Below are 21,841 nucleotides of genomic sequence, written 5' to 3'. Positions count from 1 at the left end.
GGCCGGGCCATGGCCCGCCCTGGCCCTCCACGTCGGAACGCCGGCACCGCCGCTTACGGACGGCGTGCGGAAGGACCCGCGCTCAGTTCTCCCCTTCCGCCTCCAGGTCCACGCTGACGCTCAGCGCGTGCTCGCCGCCGCCCAGCAGCACGCCGCGCAGCGGCGAGATGTCGGCGAAGTCGCGCCCCCAGGCCAGCACCACGTGCTCGTTGCCCACGCGGATGCCGTTGGTGGGGTCCAGCATCGCCCAGCCCAGCCCCGGCCCCAGCCAGGCCGAGACCCAGGCGTGGCTCTGGTCCGCGCCGCGCCGCCGCGGCTGACCCGGCGGCGGGCGCGTGCGCACGTAGCCCGAGACGTAGCGCGCCGGCAGCCCCAGCGCCCGCAGCGCCGAGAGCATCACCTGCGTGAAGTCCTGGCATACGCCGCGGCGGGTGCGCAGCACCTCGGCGATGGGGGTGGTGATGCTGGTCACGCCGGCCTGGAAGCGGAACTCGGCGCGCATCAGCGCGTTCAGCGCGTCCAGCCCGGCCAGGATGGGCGTGCCGGGGGCGAAGCAGCGCCCGCCCAGCGCGCGCGCCTCCGCCAGCAGGGGGATGGCGGGGGTGGGCAGCACGAATTCGGCGGCCTCGGCGCTGTGGGCGGCGTCGCGCACGGCCTCCCAGGGCGGGGTGTCCGCCGGGGGGGCGGGGAAGTCCACCTCCACCAGCGACTCGGCCGTCACCTCGAAGGCGGTGTGCGGCGCGCCCAGGAACAGGCGGGTGGCGGCGTTGCCGAAGTGGTCATGCGTCTCGGTGTGGTGGTCGGGCGCGGGCAGGCAGGTCAGCCGCGCGCTCAGCACGCGCTGGCCGGGCAGGGGGCGCGGGCGCAGGTGCAGCAGGTGCGCCGCCAGGTCCACCGGCTGGGCATAGCGGTAGGCGGTGCGGTGCCGCAGCCAGTAGATGGTCATCGCGGGCGGGCCTAGGCGCCGATGACCAGCGCGTCCATCCCCACATCCACCCCGATGGCGCGGGCGGGCGGCAGCAGGGCGAAGTAGCGCCGCGTCACCTGGTCGGACAGCTCGCCCAGGTCGGTGGCCATGGCGCGCAGCAGCGGCGGCAGGGCGGCGGCCTCGCGCGCCTGGTCCGGGGCGTCCAGCAGGCGCTGGGTCAGCCCCTCGGCCAGGGTAAGCAGCCGGGCCGCCTCCTCGGCGGCCGGGTCGCCGGCGCCGGGCGCCACCTCGCCCAGCGCGGCGGCGATGCCGGCCAGCTGGAAGGCCAGGCCGCGCGGGTTGGAGCGGTCGGCCAGCACCAGGTCCAGCGCCGGGGCGGGCTGCAGGACGGCGAGGTAGCGCGAGCGGTAGGTGATGGCGCTGTCGCACAGCTCCAGCGCCAGCCGCAGCCCGGCCTCCACCCGCGCCGCCGGCCCGTCCAGCGCGGTCGCGACCTCCGAGGCGACGGCGTGGGCGCGCTCGATGCGCCGGCCCAGCTCCAGGAACAGGTGGGCGCCGCCGCGCACCATGTTCTCCGCGGCCATGCCGGCCACGGCGTTGGCGAAGCGCAGCGAGGGCACCAGGGCGCGCGCCATCTCCGGCAGGTCGGCCGGGGCGGCGTCCAGCGCGGCCCCGGCGGCGCGCAGAGTCTGGGTGAAGGTGGCGTGCATGTCCGCCGTCAGGCGGTCGCGCACCGACTCCACCAGGCGCCCGATGCTGTCCTGCTGGTGGCGCAGCGCCGGCAGCGCCACGCGGCCCAGCGCGTCCGCGAAGGGGGACAGGCTGCCGGTGCTGGGCATCGCCTCGCGCCCCAGCAGGTTGGCTTCCACCAAGCACAGCGCCAGGGCCGAAAGCTCCGCCATCTCGCGCGGGAGCAGCGCGCCGCGGCGCAGCCGCGCGATGGCGGCGCGCATCAGCCGCGCGCCGCGGTCCAGCCGCTCTACGTAGCGGCCCAGCCAGAACAGGTTGTCCGCCACGCGCGAGGGGATGGCGCCCGCCGCGCGCCGGATGGGCAGCGGCGCCACCTGGTGCGCCGCCGGGCCGATGATGGCCTCCGAGGGGTCGGGCGGCACCCAGGCGTCCTTGCACCAGCCGCCGCCCGGCAGCCGGCCCAGCAGCGGCACGCCCGCCGCCGTCAGCCGGCCGAGCCCGCCGGGCAGCACGGTCCAGCGATGGCCGTCATTCATCGCGAACACCCGCAGCACCAGGGGCACCGGCGCCATCCCGGCCTCGCCCAGCGCCGGCGCCATGGACAGCGGCGGCAAGGCCACCGCGGCCTCGGTGCGGGCGGGGTCGCGCGTGCGCCGCTCGGCGGCGCGGCCATCGGCGGCGGGGCGGAAGGCCCAGGCGGCGTGGCCATCGGGCAGGGGCGGCGCGGCCTCGCCCGGGCCCAGCAGGGCGTGCGGCAGGGCGGGCAGGTCCAGCGCCTCGCCCAGCAGGCGCCCGGCCAGCGCGGGCAGGAAGCCGGGCAGGAAGGGCATCTCGGCCAGGGCGGCGCCGGGCGCGTTCAGCAGGGCCAGCGCGCCGTGGCGATGCGCGTCCAGCAGGCCGGGCACGCCGCGCGCCGCATCGGCCTCCGGCTGGTCCAGCGGGTCCAGCCCGGACCCCTCGACGCGCGAGAGCAGCACGTCCAGCCGTTGCAGCCCGCCCAGCGTCTTGAGGAACAGCGCCCCGCCGCGCACGGACAGGTCCCCGGCCTCCACCAGCGCGCAGCCCAGCTCGCGCGACAGCACCACGTGCTCGTACCAGTGGGCGTCCAGCGTCCCGGGCGAGAGCAGGGCCACCGCCGGCTCCGCCTGCGCCTGCGGGCAGAGCGCGGCCAGCGCCTCCTGCCACAGCTCGAAGAACGGGGTGAGGGAGCGCGGGGCGGCGGCCCGGAACGCCTCCGGCATCGCCGAGGACAGCAGCCGCCGGTTCTCCAGCACCAGCCCGAGGCCCGAGGTGAGCCCGGTGCGGTCCTGCAGCACGGCCCAGCCGCCGCCCGGCGCGCGCACCAGGTCGGCGGCGTAGAGGTGCAGCAGCGGCCGCCGCGGCGACGCCGCCCGCGCCGCGCGCAGGAAATGGGGCGAGCCCAGCACGGTGGCCGCCGGCAGCAGCCCCTCCGCCAGCAGGTGCTGCGGGCCGTAGAGGTCGGCCAGCAACGCCTCCAGCAGCCGGGCGCGCTGCGCCACCCCATCCGCGAGGCGCGCGAACTCCGCGCCGTCCAGCGCCAGCGGCAGCGGGTCCAGCCGCCAGCCCCCCTGCGCGCCGGGCAGCAGCGAGGCCGGGCCGTCCTCCGCCATGGCGCGCAGCAGGCGCTCACGCCGCTCGGCCAGGGCGGGGCGGCCCAGCCCGCCCACCGCGCCCATCAGCGCGCGCCAGTGCGGCAGGATGCGCCCCTGGCCGGACACCATCTCGTCCGGCCCGTCGGGCAGGTCATCCCACATGCGCGCGCAGGTCGAGCGTGCAGGGGTGCTCCAGGCTGGGCTGCGGCACGGGGCGCGGCATCGGCCCCGGCGTGTGGCCCTGCGCCAGGAAGCGCGCGCGCCGCCGGGCCTCCGCCTCGTTGGCGTTGACCGGGAAGGTGTCGTAGGAGCGCCCGCCGGGATGCGCCACGTGGTGCGTCAGCCCGCCCAGCGAGCGCCCGGTCCAGGCGTCGTGCACGTCCAGCACCAGTGGCCCCTGGGCGCGGATGGTGGGGTGCAGCGCCGAATACGGGTCCCACGCCTTGAAGCGGATGCCGCCGACGAACTCGCCCGCGCGGCCGGTGGGCTGCAGGGGCACCGCCACGCCGTTGGCGGCCAGGGTGAAGCGCTCGGGCACCCAGTTGGTCACCCGCGCCTGCACGCGCTCGGCCGAGCTGTCCACGTAGCGCGCGGTGCCGCCGGCGGCGTTCTCCTCGCCCAGCACGTGCCACGGCTCCAGCGCCGCGCGCAGCTCCAGCTCCATGCCCTGCACCGCCACGGAGCCCAGGCGCGGGAAGCGGAACTCCAGGTGCGGGGCGAACCAGGCGGGATCCAGCGCGAAGCCCAGCTGCGCCACCTCCTCCAGCGCGCCGAGGAAGTCGCTCTCGCAGAACTCGGGCAGCAGGAAGCGGTCGTGCAGCGCCGTGCCCCAGCGGATGGGCGCGCGCCGGTAGGGGTTCTGCCAGAAGGCGGCCAGCGCGGCGCGCATCAGCAGCATCTGCGCCAGCGACATCTCGGCGTGCGGCGGCATCTCGAAGGCGCGGAACTCCACCAGCCCGCGGCGGCCGCCGGAGTGGTTGGGGTCGTACATCTTGTCGATGCAGAACTCGGTGCGGTGGGTGTTGCCGGTCATGTCCGCCAGCAGGTTGCGGAACAGCCGGTCGGCCAGCCAGGGCGGCACCGGGCCCTGCGCGCGCATCCGGTCCAGCTCGCGGAAGGCGATCTCCATCTCGCGCAGGGCATCCATGCGCGCCTCGTCCACCCGCGGGTGCTGCGAGGTGGGCCCGATGAACAGGCCGGAGAACAGGAAGCTCAGCGACGGGTGGTTGTGCCAGAACGACACCAGCGAGCGCAGCAGGTCCGGCCGGCGCAGGAACGGGCTGTCCTCCACGCTGGAGCCGCCCATCACCACGTGGTTGCCGCCGCCGGTGCCCACGTGCCGGCCGTCCAGCATGAACTTCTCCGTCGCCAGCCCGACCTGGCGCGCCTCCTCGTAGAGCTGCGTGGTGCGCTCCTCCATCTCGGCCCAGGAATGGGCTGGGTGGATGTTCACCTCGATGACGCCGGGGTCGGGCGTGACGGAGAAGTGGTTGATGCGGTCGTCCGACGGCGGCAGGTAGCCCTCGATGACGACGGGGCGCCCGGCCTCCGCCGCCGTCGCCTCCACCGCCGCCACCAGGGCCAGCCAGTCGGCGGCGTCGAACAGCGGCGGGAAGAACACGTGCAGCTTGCCGTCGCGCGGCTCCACGCACAGGGCGGTGCGCACCTGGGCGGGGTCGTGCGTGCCCACCTCGGGCAGCGGCTGCGGCGTCGGGCGCTCGTTGATGGCCAGCCCGTCGCCGCCGGGCGCCGCGCCGCGCAGCGCGCGCATCCGCGCCGCGTCCAGGATGGGCTGGCGGAAGGCCGCGCGCAGCTGCTCGCGCCCCGGCAGCGGGCCGCGCGGCGCGAAGGGGTCGGCCGCGGCCTCGGCCTCCAGCGCCAGCACATCCGGGTCCAGCCAGGGCAGGGAGGCCAGCGGCAGCCGCAGCCCCATGGGCGAATCGCCCGGCGTCAGGAACAGCACGTCGTCGCGCAGGAACCAGCGGCCGGATTGCCAGCGCCGCTCCCCGCCCATCCAGACGCGGCGCAGCGGCAGCACCGTGCCCACCGCGCTGCCCAGCCCGCCGCGGAACAGCCGCGCGAAGCGCGCGCGCTCCAGCGGGTCGGCCAGCTTGGCGTCCTCGGCCACCACGTTGGCGGGCAGGCGGCTTTCCCGCCACAGGTAGTAGTGCACGTCCTCGTGCGCCGGCCGCGCCAGGGCGGGGTCCACCTGCAGGCGCTCGGCCAGCGCCTCGGCGAAGCGCTGGGCGTCGGCGGGGGCGGCGTCGTCGTGGTCGTCGTCGCTGGCCAGCAGGGCCGGGTCCTGCCAGATCGCCTCGCCGTCGCGCCGCCAGTGGCAGGACAGCGCGAAGCGCGGCAGCGGCTCGCCCGGATACTGCTTGCCCTGCCCGGTGTGGATGACGTGGCCCGGCGCCCACAGCGGCGCCAGCCGCCGCAGCAGCCGGAAGGCGAAGGCGCGCTTGGTCGGCCCCAGCGCGTCGGTGTTCCACTCCGCCGCGTCGCGGTCGCCCGCCGCCACGAAGGTCGGCTCCCCGCCCATGGACAGGCGCACGTCCTGCCGGGCCAGCGCGCGGTCCACCTCGCGCCCCATGGCGCGGATCGCCGCCGACTGCGCGGGGGTGTAGGGCTTGGTGACGCGCGGCCGGTCCTCCACGCGCCGGACCTCCATGCCGAAGCCGAACTCCACCTCCGCCTTCTCCACGAGGCCGGAGATGGGGGCGGCGCTCTGCGGCTCCGGCGTGGCGGCCAGCGGGATGTGCCCCTCGCCGGCGAACAGCCCGCTGGTCGGGTCCAGCCCCACCCAGCCGGCGCCCGGCAGGTAGACCTCGGTCCAGGCATGCAGGTCGGTGAAGTCGGCCTCCGGGCCGGAGGGACCGTCCACCGCCTTCACGTCGGCCACCAGCTGGATGAGGTAGCCCGAGCAGAACCGCGCCGCCAGGCCCAGGTGCCGCAGCGCCTGCACCAGCAGCCAGGCGCTGTCGCGGCAGGAACCGCGGCCTTCCGCCAGGGTGCGCTCGGGCTCCCACACGCCCGGCTCCATGCGCACGATGTAGGCGATGCGCCCCTGCACCAGCTGGTTCACCTGCACCAGCCAGTCCACCGTGCGCTCCGCCTCGCGCGGGATGTTCTCCAGCAGCGCCCGCAGCAGCGGCCCGGCGGGCGCGGCCTTGCGGAACGGCGCCAGCTCCTCCTCCAGCACCGGGTCGTAGGTGAAGGGGAAGCTCTCGGCCTGCGGCTCCAGGAAGAAGTCGAAGGGGTTGATGACGGCCATGTCGGCCAGCACGTCCACCGTCACGCTGAACTCGCGCACCTTGTCGGGGAAGACCACGCGCGCCTGGAAGTTCCCCTGCGGGTCCTGCTGCCAGTTCAGGAAGTGGTTCGCCGGCTCCACCTTCAGCGAATAGGCCAGGATGGGGGTGCGCGCATGCGGCGCCGGGCGCAGGCGGATGGTCTGCGGCCCCAGCGCGACCGGCTTGTCGTAGCGGTAGCTGGTCCGGTGCGTCAGCGCGGCGTGGATGGACATGGGCGGCGGCACTCCCCCTCGATGCGCCCAGCATAGCGCCGCCGCCGCCGGGCTTCGACCCTGCGGCGGCGGCAAATCCGCATTCCCGCCCGCCGCCCTGGCGCGGGAACGGGCAGGCGGTTCAGCCGAACAGCACGTCCAGCACCCCGGCGCTGGAGCCGGTGGCCTGGAAGCCCAGCGTCACGCTGGCCCCGGGCGCGATGGCGGCGTTCCAGCCGGCATCGGCCACCAGCACGTCGCCATCGGCGGCGCGGCCGGTGATGGTGCCGTTCCACAGGTTCACCACCTGGTCGTCGGTGTCCAGCCGGAAGGACCAGCCATTCACCGCCGCGGCGCCGGCGTTGCGCAGCGTCACCTCGGCCACGAAGCCCCAGCCCCAGTCGTCCGTCACGCGCACGCTGCCCACCAGCCCGCCCGGCCCGGCCGGCGGCGGGGCGGGGGGAGGGGTGACCGGCGGCGTGACCGGCGGCGTGACGGGCGGCGGCACCGCGCCGTCGTCGTTCAGGATGGTGCCGGTGGCCACGCCGCGGCCGATGACGGCGCCGCTGGCCGACAGCAGCTCCAGCAGCACCGTCTCGTCCGCCTCCGCCACCCGGTCCCCGGCCACGGCGACGGTGATGACCTTGGCGGTCTCGCCCGGGGCGAAGGTCAGGCTGCCGGCGGCGGCGGTGAAGTCGCTGCCCTGGGCGGTGCCGGCCACCGTGCGCCAGCCCAGCGTCACCGCCTCGGCCGAGGCGGCGGAAAGCGTGACGGCGAAGGACAGCTCGGCCGGCGCCACCGGCGCCCCGCCGGCGGTGGCGTCGGGCAGCGTGGCCATCAGCGGCTGCAGCACCGCCACCTTGTGGGCGTTCACCGTGCGCCAGTCATCGGCCAGGATGCCGCCGGTGTCGCCCGAATTGGGGTTCCACGACCACCAGGACCAGCTCATCCCCAGGTCGCCGGGCGCCAGGTCGTTGTCGCCATCGGCGTCGAAGTCGCCCTGGAGCACGGCGGTGATCTTGTCCAGCCACACCAGGTCCTTGGGGTCGGTCATGCGGGTGCCGAACTCGCCCACCCAGATCGGCGCGATCTCCTCGCGGAAGATGTAGCCCCAGTTCTCGTCCATCACCGCGGCCAGCCGGTCCTCCCACCCCGCGCCCTGGAACCAGGCGGCGTTGTAGATGGAGTTGGGGTAGTCGTGCGGCGAGTAGACCACCTTGTTGGGGATGTTCAGCACCACCGGCAGGTCGCGCACGCCCTGCAGGTTGCCGCCCCACCAGTAGCTGTCGCCCCCGGCCTGGGCCACGCCCTCGACGATGATCAGCCAGTCGGGGTTCACCGCCTGGATGGCGTTGCCCGCGGCGGTGGCGGCGCGGTGCCAGTCGGTGGCGCCGCCGCCGCCCCAGGTGCCGCCCCAGGGCTCGTTGTGCAGGTCGGCGCCGATCACCGTGGCGTTGCCGGCGTAGCGCTGGGCCAGCATCTGCCAGTCGCTGATCCAGCGCGCCTCGCTCACTTGGCCGTTGAACCAGTAGGGGTTGTCCGGCACGAACTGGCCATTGGTGTTGACGTGGTGGTCCAGGATGATGCGCAGCCCCAGCGCGCCGGCCCCCGCCACCACCTTGTCCATCACCTGCAGCGGCGTCAGCCCCGCCAGGTCCGGGTTCAGCGCGTAGTCCACGCCGCTGATGGAGGTGTTGTCCAGCGTGTCGGAGGAGAAGGGCAGGCGGATGGTGTTGAAGCCCAGCGCCTTGATCTCGCCCAGCATCTCCTGCCAGTTGCGCGTCCACAGCCCGTGCGGCACCCCCAGCTCGTTGTCCATGCCGAACCACGACACGGCGGCGATGCGCACCGGGTTGCCGGCGGCGTCCACGATCTGGTTGCCGCTGGTCGAGAAGAAGCCGGGCGTGCCGCCGCCGCCATGGCCCTCCAGCACCGAGGCATCCGCCACCGAGACGGAGGGCCCGGCCACCGGCGGCGGTGGTGGCGCGATGTCGTCATCGGCGATGGTGGCGGTGGCGCTGGCGGTGCCCAGCACCGCCCCCTGCGGCGCCGAGAGCACCACGGAGAAGGTTTCCGCGCCCTCCACCAGCGCATCCTGCGCCACCGCGACGGCGATGGCCTTGCTGGTCTCGCCCGGGGCGAAGGTCACGGTGCCGGAGGCGGCGGTGAAGTCCGCCCCCGCCCCGGCCGTGCCGCCCTGCGTCGCCCAGGCGACCGTCACCGGCAGGCCGGAGGCCGCGGACAGGCTGATGGTGAACTGCGCCTGCCCGCCCGCCTCGGCGGCGGCGCCGGCCGCGACCGAGACCAGCGGCGCGGCGTCGTCGTCCAGGATGGCGGCCTGCGCCTGCGCCACGGCCACGGTCGCGCCCGACACCGGCGCCAGGTCCAGGAAGAAGGCCTCGCCGCCCTCGTGCCGGGCATCATCGGCCAGCGCCACGCGGATGGTCTTCACCGTCTCGCCCGGCGCGAAGGTGAGCTGCCCGGCGCCGGCCACGTAGTCCTCCCCGGCGCGGGCGGTGCCGTCGCGCGTGCTCCAGCCCAGCACCACCGGCTGCGCCGAGGCCGCCGAGAGGGTGACGGTGAACACCGCCTCGCCGCCCTCCGCCGCGCCCTGGGCGGCCACCGACGCCGCCGGCAGGGCCGGCCCGCCCAGGCCGAGCTGCGACAGCCCGCCCGCCCCCAGCGCCACGAAGCCGAAGCCGGTGGCCGCGCCGGCCTCCAGGCTGGCGTTCCAGGAGGCGCCGCGCACCGTGTAGACGCCGTTCACGTAGGACACGATCTCGGCATTCCAGATCTGCGAGATGGTGAAGGGCGCGGCGAAGCTGACCTCCCAGTTGGACAGCGCGCCGGCGCTGGCCTGCAAGGTCACGACCCCCACCATCCCGGTGCCCCAGTCGTTCTGCACGAGGAAGTTCAGGCTGGACATCGGCGGCTCCATTCTGGCGACAGGTTAACATCGCCCGAACGTGCAAGCCGCCTCAATACCACAACCTGTGTTTGTAGCTTCCTGTGGCATTCCCACCACAAATGCTTCATTCCCGAGACAATGTTCCAGTCTGGAAACTCACCTTCCGGTGAAGCGGGGTGGGCGCTTCTCCCGGAACGCCGCCAGCCCTTCGCGCAGGTCGGCGCTGGCCTGGCTGGCCTTCGCACGCTCCAGCGCGGCGGCGACGTCGAACTCGCCGCGGGCGATCTCGTTCAGGCTGCGCTTGATGCCCTGCACGGCCAGGGGCGCATTGGCGGCCAGCCGGTCGGCCAGCCGGTCGGTCGCGGCGTCCAGCGCCGCCTCGTCGGCCGCCATCCCGGTCAGGTAGCCGATGGCCAGCAGCTCGGGCGCCTTCACCGTCTCGGCCAGCAGGAACAGGCGCTTGGCCGCGTTCAGCCCCAGGCGCGAGGCGTAGCGCACCATGCCCGAGGGATAGTAGTGCAGCCCCAGCGCCGCCGCGGGCATCCGCAGCTCCATCGAGGCCAGCCCCACCCGGAAGTCGCAGCACAGCGCGAGGTCGGTGGAGCCGCCATAAACACCGCCATTCAGCCGCGCCACTACCGGCACCGCCAGGCGCTCCAGCCGCTCCAGCATCGCCTCGAAGGACAGCTCGCCGGTCACCTCGGCGTCCGGCCGCGCCTCCAGGTCGCCCAGGTGGTAGCCGGAGGAGAAGGAGCGCCCGGTGCCGGTCAGCACCAGCACCCGCACCGCCGGGTCGGCCTCCACCGCCGCGAAATGCTCCATCAGCGCCCGCAGGTCGGCGGGCTCGATGCGGTTGTGCACGCGGGGGCGGTTCAGGCGGATGGTGGCGCGCGGCCCCTCCACCGTCAGGATGGGGGTGGTGGCCTCGTCCATGCGTCCGTCTCCCTTGGCGGGGCCAGGGGTAGCGACGATGCGTCGGTACGTCCATCTGGACCGCAGCGGCGGCTTGCGTTTCACCGCCGCATGCTCATCCGCGACGGCCGCGACGCCGACCTTCCCGCCATCACCGCCATCTACGGCCACTGGGTTCGCCACGGCCTGGCCTCTTTCGAACTTGTTCCGCCGGCGGAGGAGGAAATGGCGCGCCGCCGCGCCGCCCTGCTGGAGGCCGGTCACCCGCATCTGGTGGCCGAGGCGGGCGGGCAAGTGCTGGGCTACGCCCATGCCGGCCCGTTCCGCACCCGCCCGGCCTATCGCTTCACCGTGGAGGATTCCGTCTACGTTGCGCCCGGCGCGCCGCGCGGCGGGGTGGGGCGGGCCCTGCTCGGCGCCCTGCTTGAGCGCTGCGCGGCGAAGGGGTTCCGCCTGATGGTCGCCGTGATTGGCGACAGCGGCAACGCGCCTTCCATCGGCCTGCACCGGGCACTGGGCTTCGCCCATGCCGGATTGCTGCCGGCCACCGGCTGGAAGCATGGCCGCTGGGTGGACACGGTGCTGATGACGCGCGCGCTGGGCCCCGGCGCGGCGGCGCCCCCCGGCCCAGCGGCGCCCCAAGCCTAGAAGTCGCTGACGCGCCCCTTGCGCTCCCAGTCGTTGTAGCGCGTGGGTTCCGGCCCCTTGGGGCCTTCCTCCTCCACCTTGGGGTCGGCGGGTGGGCGGGCAGGGCGCTCGTACACCGTCAGCGGCGGCGCGCCGCGCGGCTTGCCGGGGGGGAAGGGGGGTGGCTCCTCGCTCATGCCCCCCACATGGCGCGGCGTGGCGCCGCCGTGAAGGGTGTGGCAGCCTTCCCCACGGCTGGAGGAGGACGCGATGCGCGGCTATTTCCGCACGCTGGTGCTGATGGCGGGGCTGACCGCGCTGTTCATGGCGGTGGGCTGGGCGCTGGGCGGGCAGCAGGGCATGTGGGTGGCCCTGGCCATCGCCGGGGCCACCAACCTGTTCGCCTGGTGGGGCAGCGATTCCATGGTGCTGCGCATGCAGGGCGCGCAGCCGGTCGGCCCGGCGGAGAACCCGCGCCTGCACGGCATGGTCGAGGGGCTGGCCCAGCGCGCCGGCATCCCCACGCCGAAGCTCTACGTCATCCACGAGAACCAGCCCAACGCCTTCGCCACCGGCCGTAGCCCCGAGCGCGGCGCCGTGGCGCTGAACACCGGCCTGCTGGAGATGATGGACGAGCGCGAGGTGGCCGGCGTGGTGGCGCACGAGCTGGCGCACATCAAGCACCGCGACACCCTCATCATGGCGGTCACCGCCACCCTGGCGGGTGCCATCGGCTTCCTGGGGCAGTTCGGCTTCATGCTGGGCCGCGGGCGCGACCACCGGCCCAACCCGCTCGTCGCGCTGCTGGCCATGCTGCTGGCGCCGCTGGCCGCGGTGGTGGTGCAGGCGGCCATCTCGCGCTCCCGCGAGTACGAGGCCGACGCCGAAGGCGCGCGCATCTGCGGCGACCCCACCTGGCTGGCCTCGGCGCTGGCCAACCTGGAGCGCTACAAGCAGGGCCGGGTGAACGAGCGCGCCGAGGCGAACCCGGCCGCCGCGCACATGTTCATCGTCAACCCGCTGTCCGGGCTGCGGATGGACAACCTGTTCAGCACCCATCCGCGCACGGAGGAGCGCATCGCCCGCCTCATGGCCCTGCGCGGCGAGGCGCCGCCGGGCCTGCCCGGCGGGCTGCCCCCGGCCCCGCGCGCCGCCGGCCCGCGCCCGCGCTTCCGCAGCCCCTGGGACCGCCGGTGAGCGCGCCCTTCGACCCCGCCGCGCACCGCCTGGCGCCGCAGCAGCGCTGGTTCGCCGACTTCGCGCTGGGCGAGGTGTTCCGCCTGCCCAGCCGCACCATGACCAGCGGCCTGTTCGCCGCCTTCCAGGCCGCCTCGGGCGACAACCACCCGGTGCACTACGACCGCGAGTTCTGCCGCGCGCGCGGCATGCCGGACCTGCTGGCGCACGGCTTCCAGGTGGCCATCCAGTCCTGCGCCGGGGCGGGGCTGCTGCCTTTCCTGATGGAGGACAGCCTGAAGGGCTTCCTCGAGCAATCCTCGCGCTTCCTCCATCCCGTGTTCCGCGGCGACACGCTGTACCCGGCGCTGGAGGTGGACGAGCTGTCCCCCAACCGCACCACCGGGGTGCTCGGCCTGCGCAGCACGATCCACAACCAGCACGGCGTGCTGGTGATGGAAGGCCGCCAGCGCTACCTGCTGCGGATGCGCCCCGCCGGTTGACCGCGCGCCCACGCCGCCGCAGCCTTGCCCCCAACGGATGGAGGAGGCGGGCATGAAGGTCGCGGTGGTCGGCGCGGGGCTGATGGGGCATGGCATCGCCCTGGTCTGGGCGATGGGCGGGCACACCGTCCGCCTCACCGACACCCACGCGCCCACGCTGGAGCGCGCGCCGCGCCTGATGGAAACCGCCCTGGCCACCCTCGCCGCCCACGGCGAGAACAAGGGCATGGAGCCCGGCGCCCTGGCGCAGCGCGTCACCTGCCAGGCCGGCCTGGCGGAATGCGTGGAAGGCGCGGACCTCGTCATCGAGGCCATCATCGAGCAGCCCGACGCCAAGCGCGCCCTCTACGCCCAGCTGGAAGCGCTGCTGCCGCCGGGCGCCACGCTGGCGTCGAACACCTCCTACCTCGACGTCTTCCCGCTGATGCCGGCCGCCCTGCTGCCGCGCGCGATGATCGCCCACTGGTACACCCCGCCCTACCTGGTGGACCTGGTGGACCTGGTGCCGAACGAGGCGCTGGAGGCCGGGCGGCTGGAGGCGGTGCGCGACGCCCTGCTGGCGATGGACCAGAAGCCGGTGGTGATGCGGCGCTTCATCCCCGGCTACATCGCCAACCGCATCCAGGCCACGGTGCAGAACGAGGTGCAGTGGCTGATCGACAACGGCTACGCCGACGCCCGCACGGTGGACGAGGCGGTGGTGCATGGCATCGCCCTGCGCATGCCCATCGTCGGCGTCATGGCCAAGGCGGACTTCACCGGCCTGCCGCTGCTGCAGCACACCTTCCGCAACCGGATGTACACCCCGCCCGAACCCTTCGAGGCCAGCCCCTCCATGGACGCGCTGATTGCCGAGGGCGCCACGGGCGTGATGTCCGGCCGCGGCTACTACGATTGGGGCGACGACCCGGCCCGGCTGTTCGAGGAGCGCGACCGGCGCCTCATCGCGCTGAAGAAGGCGCTGCGGGAGATCGGCACCATGGCGGGATACGCGCGATGATCACCTACGACCTCCGCGGCAAGGCGGCGCTGGTGACCGGCGGCGCCTCGGGCATCGGGCTGGCCACGGTGCGGCTGCTGGCGAAGTCCGGCTGCCGCGTCGCAATCAACCACCTGGCCGAGGATTCCCGCGGCCCGGACATGGTGGACGCCCTGCGCGCCGAGGGGATGGACGTCCTCTCCGCCCCCGGCAATGTCGGCGACGCCGCCGATGGCCCGCGCATGGTGGAGCAGGCGGCGCGGGACCTCGGCCGGCTGGACTACCTGGTCTGCAACGCCGGCACGCCGGGCACCCGCACCGCCATCGCCCCGCACGAGCTGGACCGCATCACCGAGGAACTCTGGCAGGCGGTGATCGAGGTGAACCTGCTGGGGGTGTTCCGCTGCATCAAGGCCGCCGCGCCGCACCTGAAGGCGGCCGGCGGCGCGGTGGTCAGCACCGCCTCCATCGCCGGGCTGGGCTATCCCGGCTCCTCCATGGCCTATGGCGCCACCAAGGCCGGCGTGGTGTCGCTGACGCGCAACCTGGCGCGCGGCATGGGGCCGGAGGTGCGGGTGAACGCCGTCGCCCCCGGCGCGGTCAACTCCTCCTGGCAGGTGGAGTGGACCAACGAGCAGCGCGCCACCAGCATCGACAAGGCCGCCCTGAAGCGCCGCTGCGAGCCGGAGGACCTGGCGGAGGTCATCGTCTTCCTGCTGGCCGGCGCCGCGATGGTGACCGGCCAGACGGTGGTGGTGGATGGCGGCCTCACTCTCTAGGAGGGTCCTCCGCGGTCGCCTCCGGTTCGTCGGGCGGCTCCTCCGCCGGTTCGTCGTGGCGCGCCAGCCAGGGGCCGAGGCGCAGCGGCAGGCAATCTTCGTCGGGCATGCGGCGAACAACGCGGCGCGGCCCGCCCGGCTTCACCCCACCGCCGCCACGCACTCGATCTCCAGCAGGAAGTCCGGCACCGGCAGCGCCGCCACCACGCAGGTGGTGCGCGCCGGCAGCGCCTCCGCCGGGAAGGCGGCGCGGTAGAGTCGGTTCATCTCCTCCACGTCGGTGGCGCGCACCAGCAGCACGTTGGCCTTCAGCACGCGGGTGATGTCGGTGCCCGCCTGCGCCAGCGCCGCGTGCAGGTTCGCCATCACCTGCGCGAACTGCGCTGCGAAGTCGCCGCGCGCGATCGTGCCATCCGCCGCCACGGGGCCGAGGCCGGAGACGTAGAGCGTCGGACCGTGCCGCACGCTCATGGAGAAGGGCGGGAAGGGGCGGCCGCCCGTGGGCGTGGGGTGGCGTTGGATGTCCATGGCGCTATCCTGCCGCCCTCGCATGCCAGGGGGCAACATGACCGCGCCGGACACCGACCGCTTCCTCCGTGACCTCCATGAGTTGCGGAAAATCGGCCAGTTCCGCACCGGCGTGCACCGCCCCACCTACTCGCCGGAGGACATGGAAAGCCGCCGCTGGCTGCTCGCCCGGCTGGAGGAATGCGGCCTCCAGGCCGAGATGGACGGCATCGGCAACATCATCGGCCGCCACCCCGGCCCCGGCCCCAAGCTGCTGGTCGGCTCCCACATCGAGACGCAGAACCAGGCCGGCTGGCTGGACGGCGCGCTGGGCGTGGTGGCGGGCGTGGCGCTGGCCCGCGCCGGCCTGCCGGTGGACGTGATCTGCTTCGCCGACGAGGAAGGCCACTACGGCGGCTTCATCGGCAGCCGCAGCGCCTCGGGCACGCTGACGGAGGCGGAGATTGACGGCCTGTCCAACCGCTACCACGGCAAGACGCTGCGCGACGCCCTGCGCGAGGCCGGGCTGGAGGGCCTCCCGCGCTTCACCCTGGACCCCGCCCGCTACAAGGGCTTCTTCGAGCTGCACATCGAGCAGGGCACCCAGCTCGAATCGCGCGGCCTGCAGGTCGGCGTGGTCACCGGCATCGTCGCCATCTGGCAGTACCGCATCCTCATCGAGGGCATGCAGGACCATGCCGGCGGCACCACCATGGCCGAGCGGCGCGACGCCGGGCTGGCCGCGGTGCGCCTGCTGGCGCGCATCGACGGGGAATTCCCCATGGTCTGCGGCGAGCGCTCCACCTGGACCTGCGGCCGCATCGCGCTGGAGCCCGGCGCGCAGAGCATCATCCCCGGCCGCGCCGAGGTGCTGTTCCAGTTCCGCGACATCGACGTGCCGACGCTGGAGCGCATGGAGCGCACCCTGCGGGCCATCGTGCAGGAGTCCAACCGCCGCGAGCGCTGCACGGCGGTGCTGGAAACCATGTCGCGCTCCGTCCCCGCCCCCTGCCACCCGGCGATGATGGACGCGCTGGAGCAGGCGGCGGAGGAGATCGCGCCCGGCGCGCACATGCGGATGCCCTCAGGCGCCGGCCACGACGCGCAGTACATGGCGCGGCTGATGCCGGCGGCGATGCTGTTTACCCCCTCCATCGGCGGCATCAGCCACCATTGGGCCGAGGACACCAAGGAGGAGGACCTGGCGGTGAACCTGCGCGTGCTGCACCGCGCGGCGGAACGCTTCCTCGCCTCCAACCAGCCGCTCAGCTGAGCGGCCGCACCCCGCACCAATCCGCCACGAAGCACGCGATGGCCAGCGTCGTCGCACGCAGCGACTCGATGTCCGCGCGCTCGTCGAAGCCGTGGATGCCCTCGCCGGAGGGGCCGTAGCACAGCGCGGGCATGCCGAAATCCGCGCCGTAGTAGCGCGTGTCGTTCACCGCGGTGGACAGGCGCGCGGCCATCTCCTCGCCATGCACGGCGCGGTGGGCATCGGCCAGCACCGCCTCGGCCTCGCTGCCGGGCTCCAGCACGAAGCCGTCCGCCTGGAAACCGTGGAAGGTCACTTCCGGCGGGTTGGCCTCCAGGAAGCGGTCGCCGCGCACCGCCTCGGCCACGGCGCGCCGCACGCCCTCCATCGCCTCGGCCGGCGTGGTGCCGGGCAGCAGGCCGATGCGGCAATCCACCTCGCACCAGGCCGGCGTGCTGCTGGCCCAGTCGCCGCCGCGGATGATGCCGGGGTTGAACTTGATGGGGTCCGCCACCTCGCCGTACCAGCGGTGCGAGCGCGCCTCCTGGTTCAGCGTCGCCACGTGGCGCTCCAGCCCGGCGATCAGGCGGTAGGCCGACATGATGGCGTTGGAGCCGCTCTGCGCCACCGCGACGTGGACGGGGATGCCCTGCACCCGCAGCCGGAACCACACCGTGCCGGTGTGGGCGCGGGTGAGGGTGTGCCCGGTCGGCTCGGGGATCAGCACCGCGTCGGCGCGGTAGCCGCGCAGCAGGGTGGCCAGCGCGCCGTTGCCGGTGCTCTCCTCCTCCGTCACCGTCATCAGGTGCACGTCGCCGGCCGGGCACCAGTTGCAGGCGCGGATGGCCTCCATGGCGAAGATCATCGCCGCCACCCCGGCCTTCATGTCGGCGGCGCCGCGCCCGTACAGGAAGCCGTCCTTCACCGTGGCCGACCACGGCGCCAGGGTCCACATCGCCGCCGGCCCCTCCGGCACCACGTCGATGTGCCCCTGCAGGATCAGCGAGCGCCCGCTCGGCTCGCCGCAGCGGCGCGAGGCGACGACCTGGATGGACTGCGCGGGGTCGGCCCCCTCCATCGGCGCCGCCTTGGGGTGGGAGTCCAGCGCCACCTCGGCCAGCGAGAAGCGGTCCACCGCGTAGCCGCGCCCGGCCAGCCAGCGGGCCAGGTGGTCCTGCAGCGGCGCCTCCTTGCCGCGCAGCGACTGGAAGCGGACGATGTCGGCCAGGAAGCGCAGCTCCTCCTCGAAGCCGGCCTCCACCGCCGCGCGCAGGGCATTCAGGGTCGCGGCGTCGGGCATGGGTCAGCGTCCTCTTTCGGCGGGTCCGCCGGGGCAACGCCGCGGGGACGGGGGGTGTTGCAGCATGCCACGCCCCCTGCCGGCTGCCCACGCCGTGCTATGCTGGGCGCGATGACCGCCGCCGACCCCCACCCCCGCCAGGCCGAGCGCCTGGCCGCCCTGCGCGCGACCGGCCTGCTGGACGCCCCGAGGGAAGCCGATTTCGAGGAGGTGGCGGCGCTGGCCGCCCGCCTGTGCGGCACCCCCATCGCCGTGGTGAACCTAGTGGAGGAGCACCGCCAGTTCTTCCTGGCCGAGACCGGGCTGGGCGTGCGCGAGACGCCGCTGGACACCTCGCTCTGCGCCCACGTCATCCTGCGCCCCGGCCTCACCGTCATCGAGGACCTGCGCCAGGACCCGGCGATGGAGCGCAACCCCCTGGTCGCCACGGCGGAGGGGCTGCGCTTCTACGCCGGCGCGCTGCTGGAAACCGCCCAGGGCCTGCCCATCGGCACGCTCTGCGTGCTGGACACCCGGGTGCGCGGCCTGGACCCCACCCAGCGCGAGGCGCTGCGCGTGCTGGCCCGCCAGGTGATGCGCCAGATCGAGCTGCGCCAGGCCCTGCGCAGCCTGTCCGAGGCCGCGGCGCGCGAGGAGGTGCTGCGGCGCGAGGTGGACCACCGGGTGAAGAACTCGCTGCAGGTGGTGGGCTCCATGCTGCGCCTGCAGGCCGGGCGGCCGGATGCCGGGGCGGCGCTGGCCGACGCCGCGTCGCGGGTGGAGGCCATCGCCCTGCTGCACGCCGCCCTGCACGACGCCGAGGAAGCCGGGCGGGTGGAGCTGTCGGGCTTCCTGGCGCGGGTGGGCCGCATGCTGGCGGCCAACCTGCCGGCCGGCGTGGCGCTGGAGGTGGCGGTGGCGCCGCTGGAGGTGGACGGCTCCGTCGCCTCCGCCTGCGGCCTCCTGGTGAGCGAGTTGGTGACCAATGCCGCGCGCCACGCCTTCCCGCACGGGCAGGGCGGGCAGGTCCGCGTCGAGGGCGTGGCGGAGCCGGCCGGCTACCGCCTGTCGGTGTCCGATGACGGGGTGGGCTTCACCCCGGGCAAGGCCGGCGGCGGCCTGGGCCTGGCCATCGCCGACGCGCTGGCCGGGCAGGTGGGCGGGGTGCTGTCGCGGCCCGGCACGGCGCGGGGCAGCCGGACCGAGCTGCGCCTGCCGCCGGGCTGAGGCTCACTCCCACTCGATGGTGCCGGGCGGCTTGCTCGTGATGTCGTAGGTCACGCGGTTGATCCCGCGCACCTCGTTGACGATGCGGTTGGCCACCCGGCCCAGGAAGCCCATGTCGAAGGGGTAGAACTCGGCCGTCATGCCGTCCGTGCTGGTCACGGCGCGCAGGGCGCAGGCCTGGTCGTAGGTGCGGCCATCGCCCATCACGCCCACGGTGCGCACCGGCAGCAGCACGGCGAAGGCCTGCCAGATGGCGTCGTACAGCCCGGCGGCGCGGATCTCCTCCAGGAAGATGCTGTCCACCCGGCGCAGCAGGTCGGCCTTCTCGCGCGTCACCTCGCCGGGGATGCGGATGGCCAGGCCCGGGCCGGGGAAGGGGTGGCGGCCCACGATCTCCTCGGGGATCCCCAGCTCGCGCCCCAGCTCCCGCACCTCGTCCTTGAACAGCTCGCGCAGCGGCTCCACCAGCCGCATCCGCATGCCCTCGGGCAGGCCGCCGACGTTGTGGTGGCTCTTGATGGTGACGGACGGCCCGCCGGTGGCCGACACGCTCTCGATGACGTCGGGGTACAGCGTGCCCTGCGCCAGGAAGTCGGCGCCGCCCAGCCGGGCCTGCTCCTCCTCGAACACCTCGATGAACAGCCGGCCGATGGTCTTGCGCTTCACCTCCGGGTCGGTGACGCCCGAGAGCTGGCCGAGGAACAGCTCGGACGCGTCGCGATGCACCAGCCGGATGTTGAAGCGGTCGCGGAAGGTGCTGACCACCTGCGCGCTCTCGTTGGCGCGCATCAGCCCGTGGTCCACGTAGATGCAGGTCAGCTGGTCGCCGATCGCCTCGTGGATCAGCACGGCGGCGACGGAGGAATCCACGCCCCCCGACAGCCCGCACACCACACGCCCGCCGCCCACCAGGGCGCGGATCCTCCCCACCATCTCGGCGCGGTAGGCGGCCATGGTCCAGTCGCCGGTGCAGCCGCAGATGGCGTGGGCGAAGTTCCTCAGCAGCGCGGCGCCGTGCGGAGTGTGCACCACCTCCGGGTGGAACTGCACGCCGTAGAAGCGCCGCGCCTCGTCCGCCGTGATGGCGAAGGGCGCGCCCTCGCTGGTGGCGACGGTGCGGAAGCCCGGGGGCAGGGCGGTCACGCGGTCGCCGTGGCTCATCCACACCTGCTCGCGCGCGCCCTTGGCCCAGACGCCCTGGGTCAGCGCGCTGTCCTCCTGCACCTCCACGTAGGCGCGGCCGAACTCGCGGTGCTCGTGCCCCTCCACCGTGCCGCCCAGCTGCAGGCACATGGCCTGCTGGCCGTAGCAGATGCCCAGCACCGGCACGCCCAGCGTGAAGACGTGGTCGGGCACCCGGGGGCTCGCATCCTCCGTGGTGCTGGCCGGCCCGCCCGACAGGATGACGCCGCGGGGCGCGAATCCGCGCACCCGCTCCTCCGGCGCGCCGTTGAACGGCCAGATCTCGCAGTACACCCCGGCCTCGCGCAGGCGGCGGGCGATCAGCTGCGTCACCTGGGAGCCGAAGTCGAGGATGAGGATGCGGTCGTGCTGCTGGGCCATGGCGGCTGGCAGCACGGCGGGCGCGCCCCGTCAAGCAGCCGCCGCGTTATCGGGGGCGACATGCAGCCGCCTTGCATGTGAATACTGCAACCCTGGCCACCTTGCCACGAAGGCCAGGGTGGGCGCGCGGCCCGGCCATGCGTCATCCGGCCACCCCGGCGCCCTCCATCCCGTTCGTCCGTCACAACACAGGAACATGGACATGCATGTCGGCTTTCCCCCGCACGGCTTCCTCCAGGACCATGACCCCCCGCTGTCCCGCCCTGCGCCCGACCCGCGGGTGGCGATGGCGCGGCGCCTGCCCGCCGCCGTGCAGCCCTTCCTGACCTGGCTGACGGCGCGCCCCGCCCCCGGCGAGGCGATGCCCGAGCGCAGCCCGCTGGCCTTCGTCTGGGGCGCGCTGGCGGCGGTGCTGGGGGGCTTCGCGCTGTCCGCCTGGCCGGTGCTGATGGGCGGCGGGCCGCTGGCCTGGCTGCTGCTGCCGCTGGGCTGGCTGGTGGCCTGCTGGGGCCTGGGGGTGTTCCAGGTGGTGGTGTTCCACCATGCCTCGCACGGCACGGTCTTCGCGGGGCGGGAGGCGAACCGCCGCGCCGGGCGGATGATCTCCGCCTTCCTGCTGTTCAAGCGCTTCGACGACTACCAGCACGAGCACATGCTGCACCACAGCGCCAAGAAGCTGCTGACGGAGGAGGACGAGTTCGCCGACTTCGTGCTGGGCCTGTGCGGCCTGCAGGCCGGCCTGCCCAAGCGGGAGCTGTGGCGCCGGGTGGCGGTGAACTGCGTCTCGCCCGCCTTCCACTGGACCTTCCTGCGCCGGCGCATCCAGGCCAGCCTGTTCACCGGCGACGCCGCGCATGACTGGATGGGCCGCGCCTTCTGGGGCGCCGCCATCGGCCTGGCGCTGGCCACCGGCGCGCAGTGGGCGCTTCTGCTGGCGGTGCTGGTGCCGGTGACGGTGCTGCTGCAGGTGGCGACCGTCTTCCGCATCCTGGTGGAGCACAGCTTCCCCGAGCCCGCGCACATCGCCGCGCGCGACAAGGAATTCGTCTGCCACGCCACCTTCGGCGTCTTCCCCGGCGCGCAGCCGCCGCCGGAGGGCGCGGGCACGCTGCCCTGGGCCGCCTGGTGGGCGGAGATGCTGACCGTGCACCTGTTCGTGCGCCTGTTCGTGCTGGTGGGCGACGCCCCCTGCCACGACTTCCACCACCGCCGCCCGGCCACGCGGCGCTGGACCAGCTACATCCACGCCCGCCAGCAGGACCTGGAGGCGGGCTCGCCCGGCTTCCCGCTGGGCTACACCGAGTCCTGGGGGCTGTTCCGCGCGGTGGACCGCAGCCTCGCCAGCCTGGCGGCCACCGAGCCGGCGACCATCGGCCGGTGAGGGCAGGGGGCGGCG

The 21,841-nt window shown here is 74.3% G+C and carries 17 protein-coding genes; 8 read left to right on the top strand and 9 right to left on the bottom strand.

Features of this window, described 5'->3' with window-relative positions:
• Positions 1-82: 82 nt before the first annotated feature.
• From ACI6QG_RS07395 to ACI6QG_RS07375, 5 genes are all read right to left on the bottom strand, one after another.
• Positions 83-946, bottom strand: coding sequence for a transglutaminase family protein (locus ACI6QG_RS07395; protein ID WP_407023939.1), 864 nt, complete (start codon positions 944-946; stop codon positions 83-85).
• Positions 947-957: 11 nt separating this feature from the next.
• On the bottom strand, positions 958-3,393 hold the full coding sequence (locus ACI6QG_RS07390; protein WP_407023938.1) for a circularly permuted type 2 ATP-grasp protein: 2,436 nt from the start codon (positions 3,391-3,393) through the stop codon (positions 958-960).
• The gene (locus tag ACI6QG_RS07385) at positions 3,383-6,754 is read right to left on the bottom strand and encodes a transglutaminase family protein (RefSeq protein ID WP_407023937.1); all 3,372 of its coding nucleotides are present in this window, start codon (positions 6,752-6,754) and stop codon (positions 3,383-3,385) included. The genes ACI6QG_RS07390 and ACI6QG_RS07385 overlap by 11 nt, the downstream gene beginning before the upstream one ends.
• A 121-nt stretch (positions 6,755-6,875) precedes the next feature.
• On the bottom strand, positions 6,876-9,659 hold the full coding sequence (locus ACI6QG_RS07380) for a Calx-beta domain-containing protein (protein ID WP_407023936.1): 2,784 nt from the start codon (positions 9,657-9,659) through the stop codon (positions 6,876-6,878).
• Between the two features lie 138 nt (positions 9,660-9,797).
• On the bottom strand, positions 9,798-10,574 hold the full coding sequence (locus ACI6QG_RS07375) for an enoyl-CoA hydratase/isomerase family protein (RefSeq protein WP_407023935.1): 777 nt from the start codon (positions 10,572-10,574) through the stop codon (positions 9,798-9,800).
• A 90-nt stretch (positions 10,575-10,664) separates the two neighbouring features.
• On the opposite strand from ACI6QG_RS07375, the gene ACI6QG_RS07370 reads away from it, so the two are divergent.
• Complete coding sequence (locus tag ACI6QG_RS07370; RefSeq protein WP_407023934.1) at positions 10,665-11,201, top strand: GNAT family N-acetyltransferase; 537 nt, start codon at positions 10,665-10,667, stop codon at positions 11,199-11,201.
• Here the strand turns inward: ACI6QG_RS07370 and ACI6QG_RS07365 are convergent.
• Positions 11,198-11,377, bottom strand: a complete 180-nt coding sequence (locus ACI6QG_RS07365) for a DUF1674 domain-containing protein (protein ID WP_407023933.1) — start codon at positions 11,375-11,377, stop codon at positions 11,198-11,200. The genes ACI6QG_RS07370 and ACI6QG_RS07365 overlap by 4 nt on opposite strands.
• Positions 11,378-11,450: 73 nt before the next feature.
• Here ACI6QG_RS07365 and htpX point away from each other — a divergent pair, with 73 nt between their 5' ends.
• Genes htpX through ACI6QG_RS07345 form a run of 4 tightly spaced genes read left to right on the top strand, consistent with a single transcriptional unit; the run spans position 11,451 to position 14,617 of the window.
• Positions 11,451-12,377, top strand: coding sequence for a zinc metalloprotease HtpX (htpX, locus tag ACI6QG_RS07360; RefSeq protein WP_407023932.1), 927 nt, complete (start codon positions 11,451-11,453; stop codon positions 12,375-12,377).
• Positions 12,374-12,859 (top strand): MaoC family dehydratase, encoded by a 486-nt coding sequence (locus ACI6QG_RS07355; protein WP_407023931.1) that lies wholly within the window; start codon positions 12,374-12,376, stop codon positions 12,857-12,859. Before htpX ends, ACI6QG_RS07355 begins: the two co-directional genes overlap by 4 nt.
• 52 nt (positions 12,860-12,911) lie before the next feature.
• Positions 12,912-13,859 carry a 3-hydroxyacyl-CoA dehydrogenase family protein gene (locus ACI6QG_RS07350; RefSeq protein WP_407023930.1) on the top strand — a complete coding sequence of 316 codons (948 nt, stop codon included), beginning with the start codon at positions 12,912-12,914 and terminating at the stop codon, positions 13,857-13,859.
• Positions 13,856-14,617, top strand: coding sequence for an SDR family NAD(P)-dependent oxidoreductase (locus tag ACI6QG_RS07345; RefSeq protein WP_407023929.1), 762 nt, complete (start codon positions 13,856-13,858; stop codon positions 14,615-14,617). Before ACI6QG_RS07350 ends, ACI6QG_RS07345 begins: the two co-directional genes overlap by 4 nt.
• 141 nt (positions 14,618-14,758) lie before the next feature.
• Here the strand turns inward: ACI6QG_RS07345 and ACI6QG_RS07340 are convergent, their stop codons facing one another.
• Positions 14,759-15,145: a RidA family protein gene (locus tag ACI6QG_RS07340; protein WP_407023928.1), complete on the bottom strand. Its 387-nt coding sequence runs from the start codon at positions 15,143-15,145 to the stop codon at positions 14,759-14,761.
• Positions 15,146-15,182: 37 nt separating this feature from the next.
• Between ACI6QG_RS07340 and ACI6QG_RS07335 the strand changes: the two genes are divergently transcribed.
• Positions 15,183-16,397, top strand: a complete 1,215-nt coding sequence (locus ACI6QG_RS07335) for a Zn-dependent hydrolase (RefSeq protein WP_407023927.1) — start codon at positions 15,183-15,185, stop codon at positions 16,395-16,397.
• On the opposite strand, the gene ACI6QG_RS07330 is transcribed toward ACI6QG_RS07335, so the two are convergent.
• Positions 16,390-17,676 carry an ArgE/DapE family deacylase gene (locus tag ACI6QG_RS07330; RefSeq protein WP_407023926.1) on the bottom strand — a complete coding sequence of 429 codons (1,287 nt, stop codon included), beginning with the start codon at positions 17,674-17,676 and terminating at the stop codon, positions 16,390-16,392. The two genes, ACI6QG_RS07335 and ACI6QG_RS07330, sit on opposite strands and share 8 nt — an antisense overlap.
• 111 nt (positions 17,677-17,787) lie before the next feature.
• Between ACI6QG_RS07330 and ACI6QG_RS07325 the strand changes: the two genes are divergently transcribed.
• The gene (locus ACI6QG_RS07325) at positions 17,788-18,882 is read left to right on the top strand and encodes a sensor histidine kinase (RefSeq protein WP_407023925.1); all 1,095 of its coding nucleotides are present in this window, start codon (positions 17,788-17,790) and stop codon (positions 18,880-18,882) included.
• A gap of 3 nt (positions 18,883-18,885) precedes the next feature.
• Here the strand turns inward: ACI6QG_RS07325 and guaA are convergent, their stop codons facing one another.
• Positions 18,886-20,445, bottom strand: coding sequence for a glutamine-hydrolyzing GMP synthase (guaA, locus tag ACI6QG_RS07320; protein WP_407023968.1), 1,560 nt, complete (start codon positions 20,443-20,445; stop codon positions 18,886-18,888).
• Positions 20,446-20,641: 196 nt separating this feature from the next.
• On the opposite strand from guaA, the gene ACI6QG_RS07315 reads away from it, so the two are divergent.
• A complete protein-coding gene (locus ACI6QG_RS07315) occupies positions 20,642-21,826 on the top strand; it encodes a fatty acid desaturase (protein ID WP_407023924.1) in 1,185 nt (394 codons plus the stop codon).
• The last annotated feature ends 15 nt before the right edge of the window (positions 21,827-21,841 follow it).

This window comes from Sabulicella flocculans, assembly GCF_045449635.1.
Taxonomy (GTDB): Bacteria; Pseudomonadota; Alphaproteobacteria; order Acetobacterales; family Acetobacteraceae; genus Roseococcus.
The sequence above is the reverse complement of the archived record's forward strand: the minus strand, read 5'-3'. Positions and strand labels throughout refer to the sequence as shown.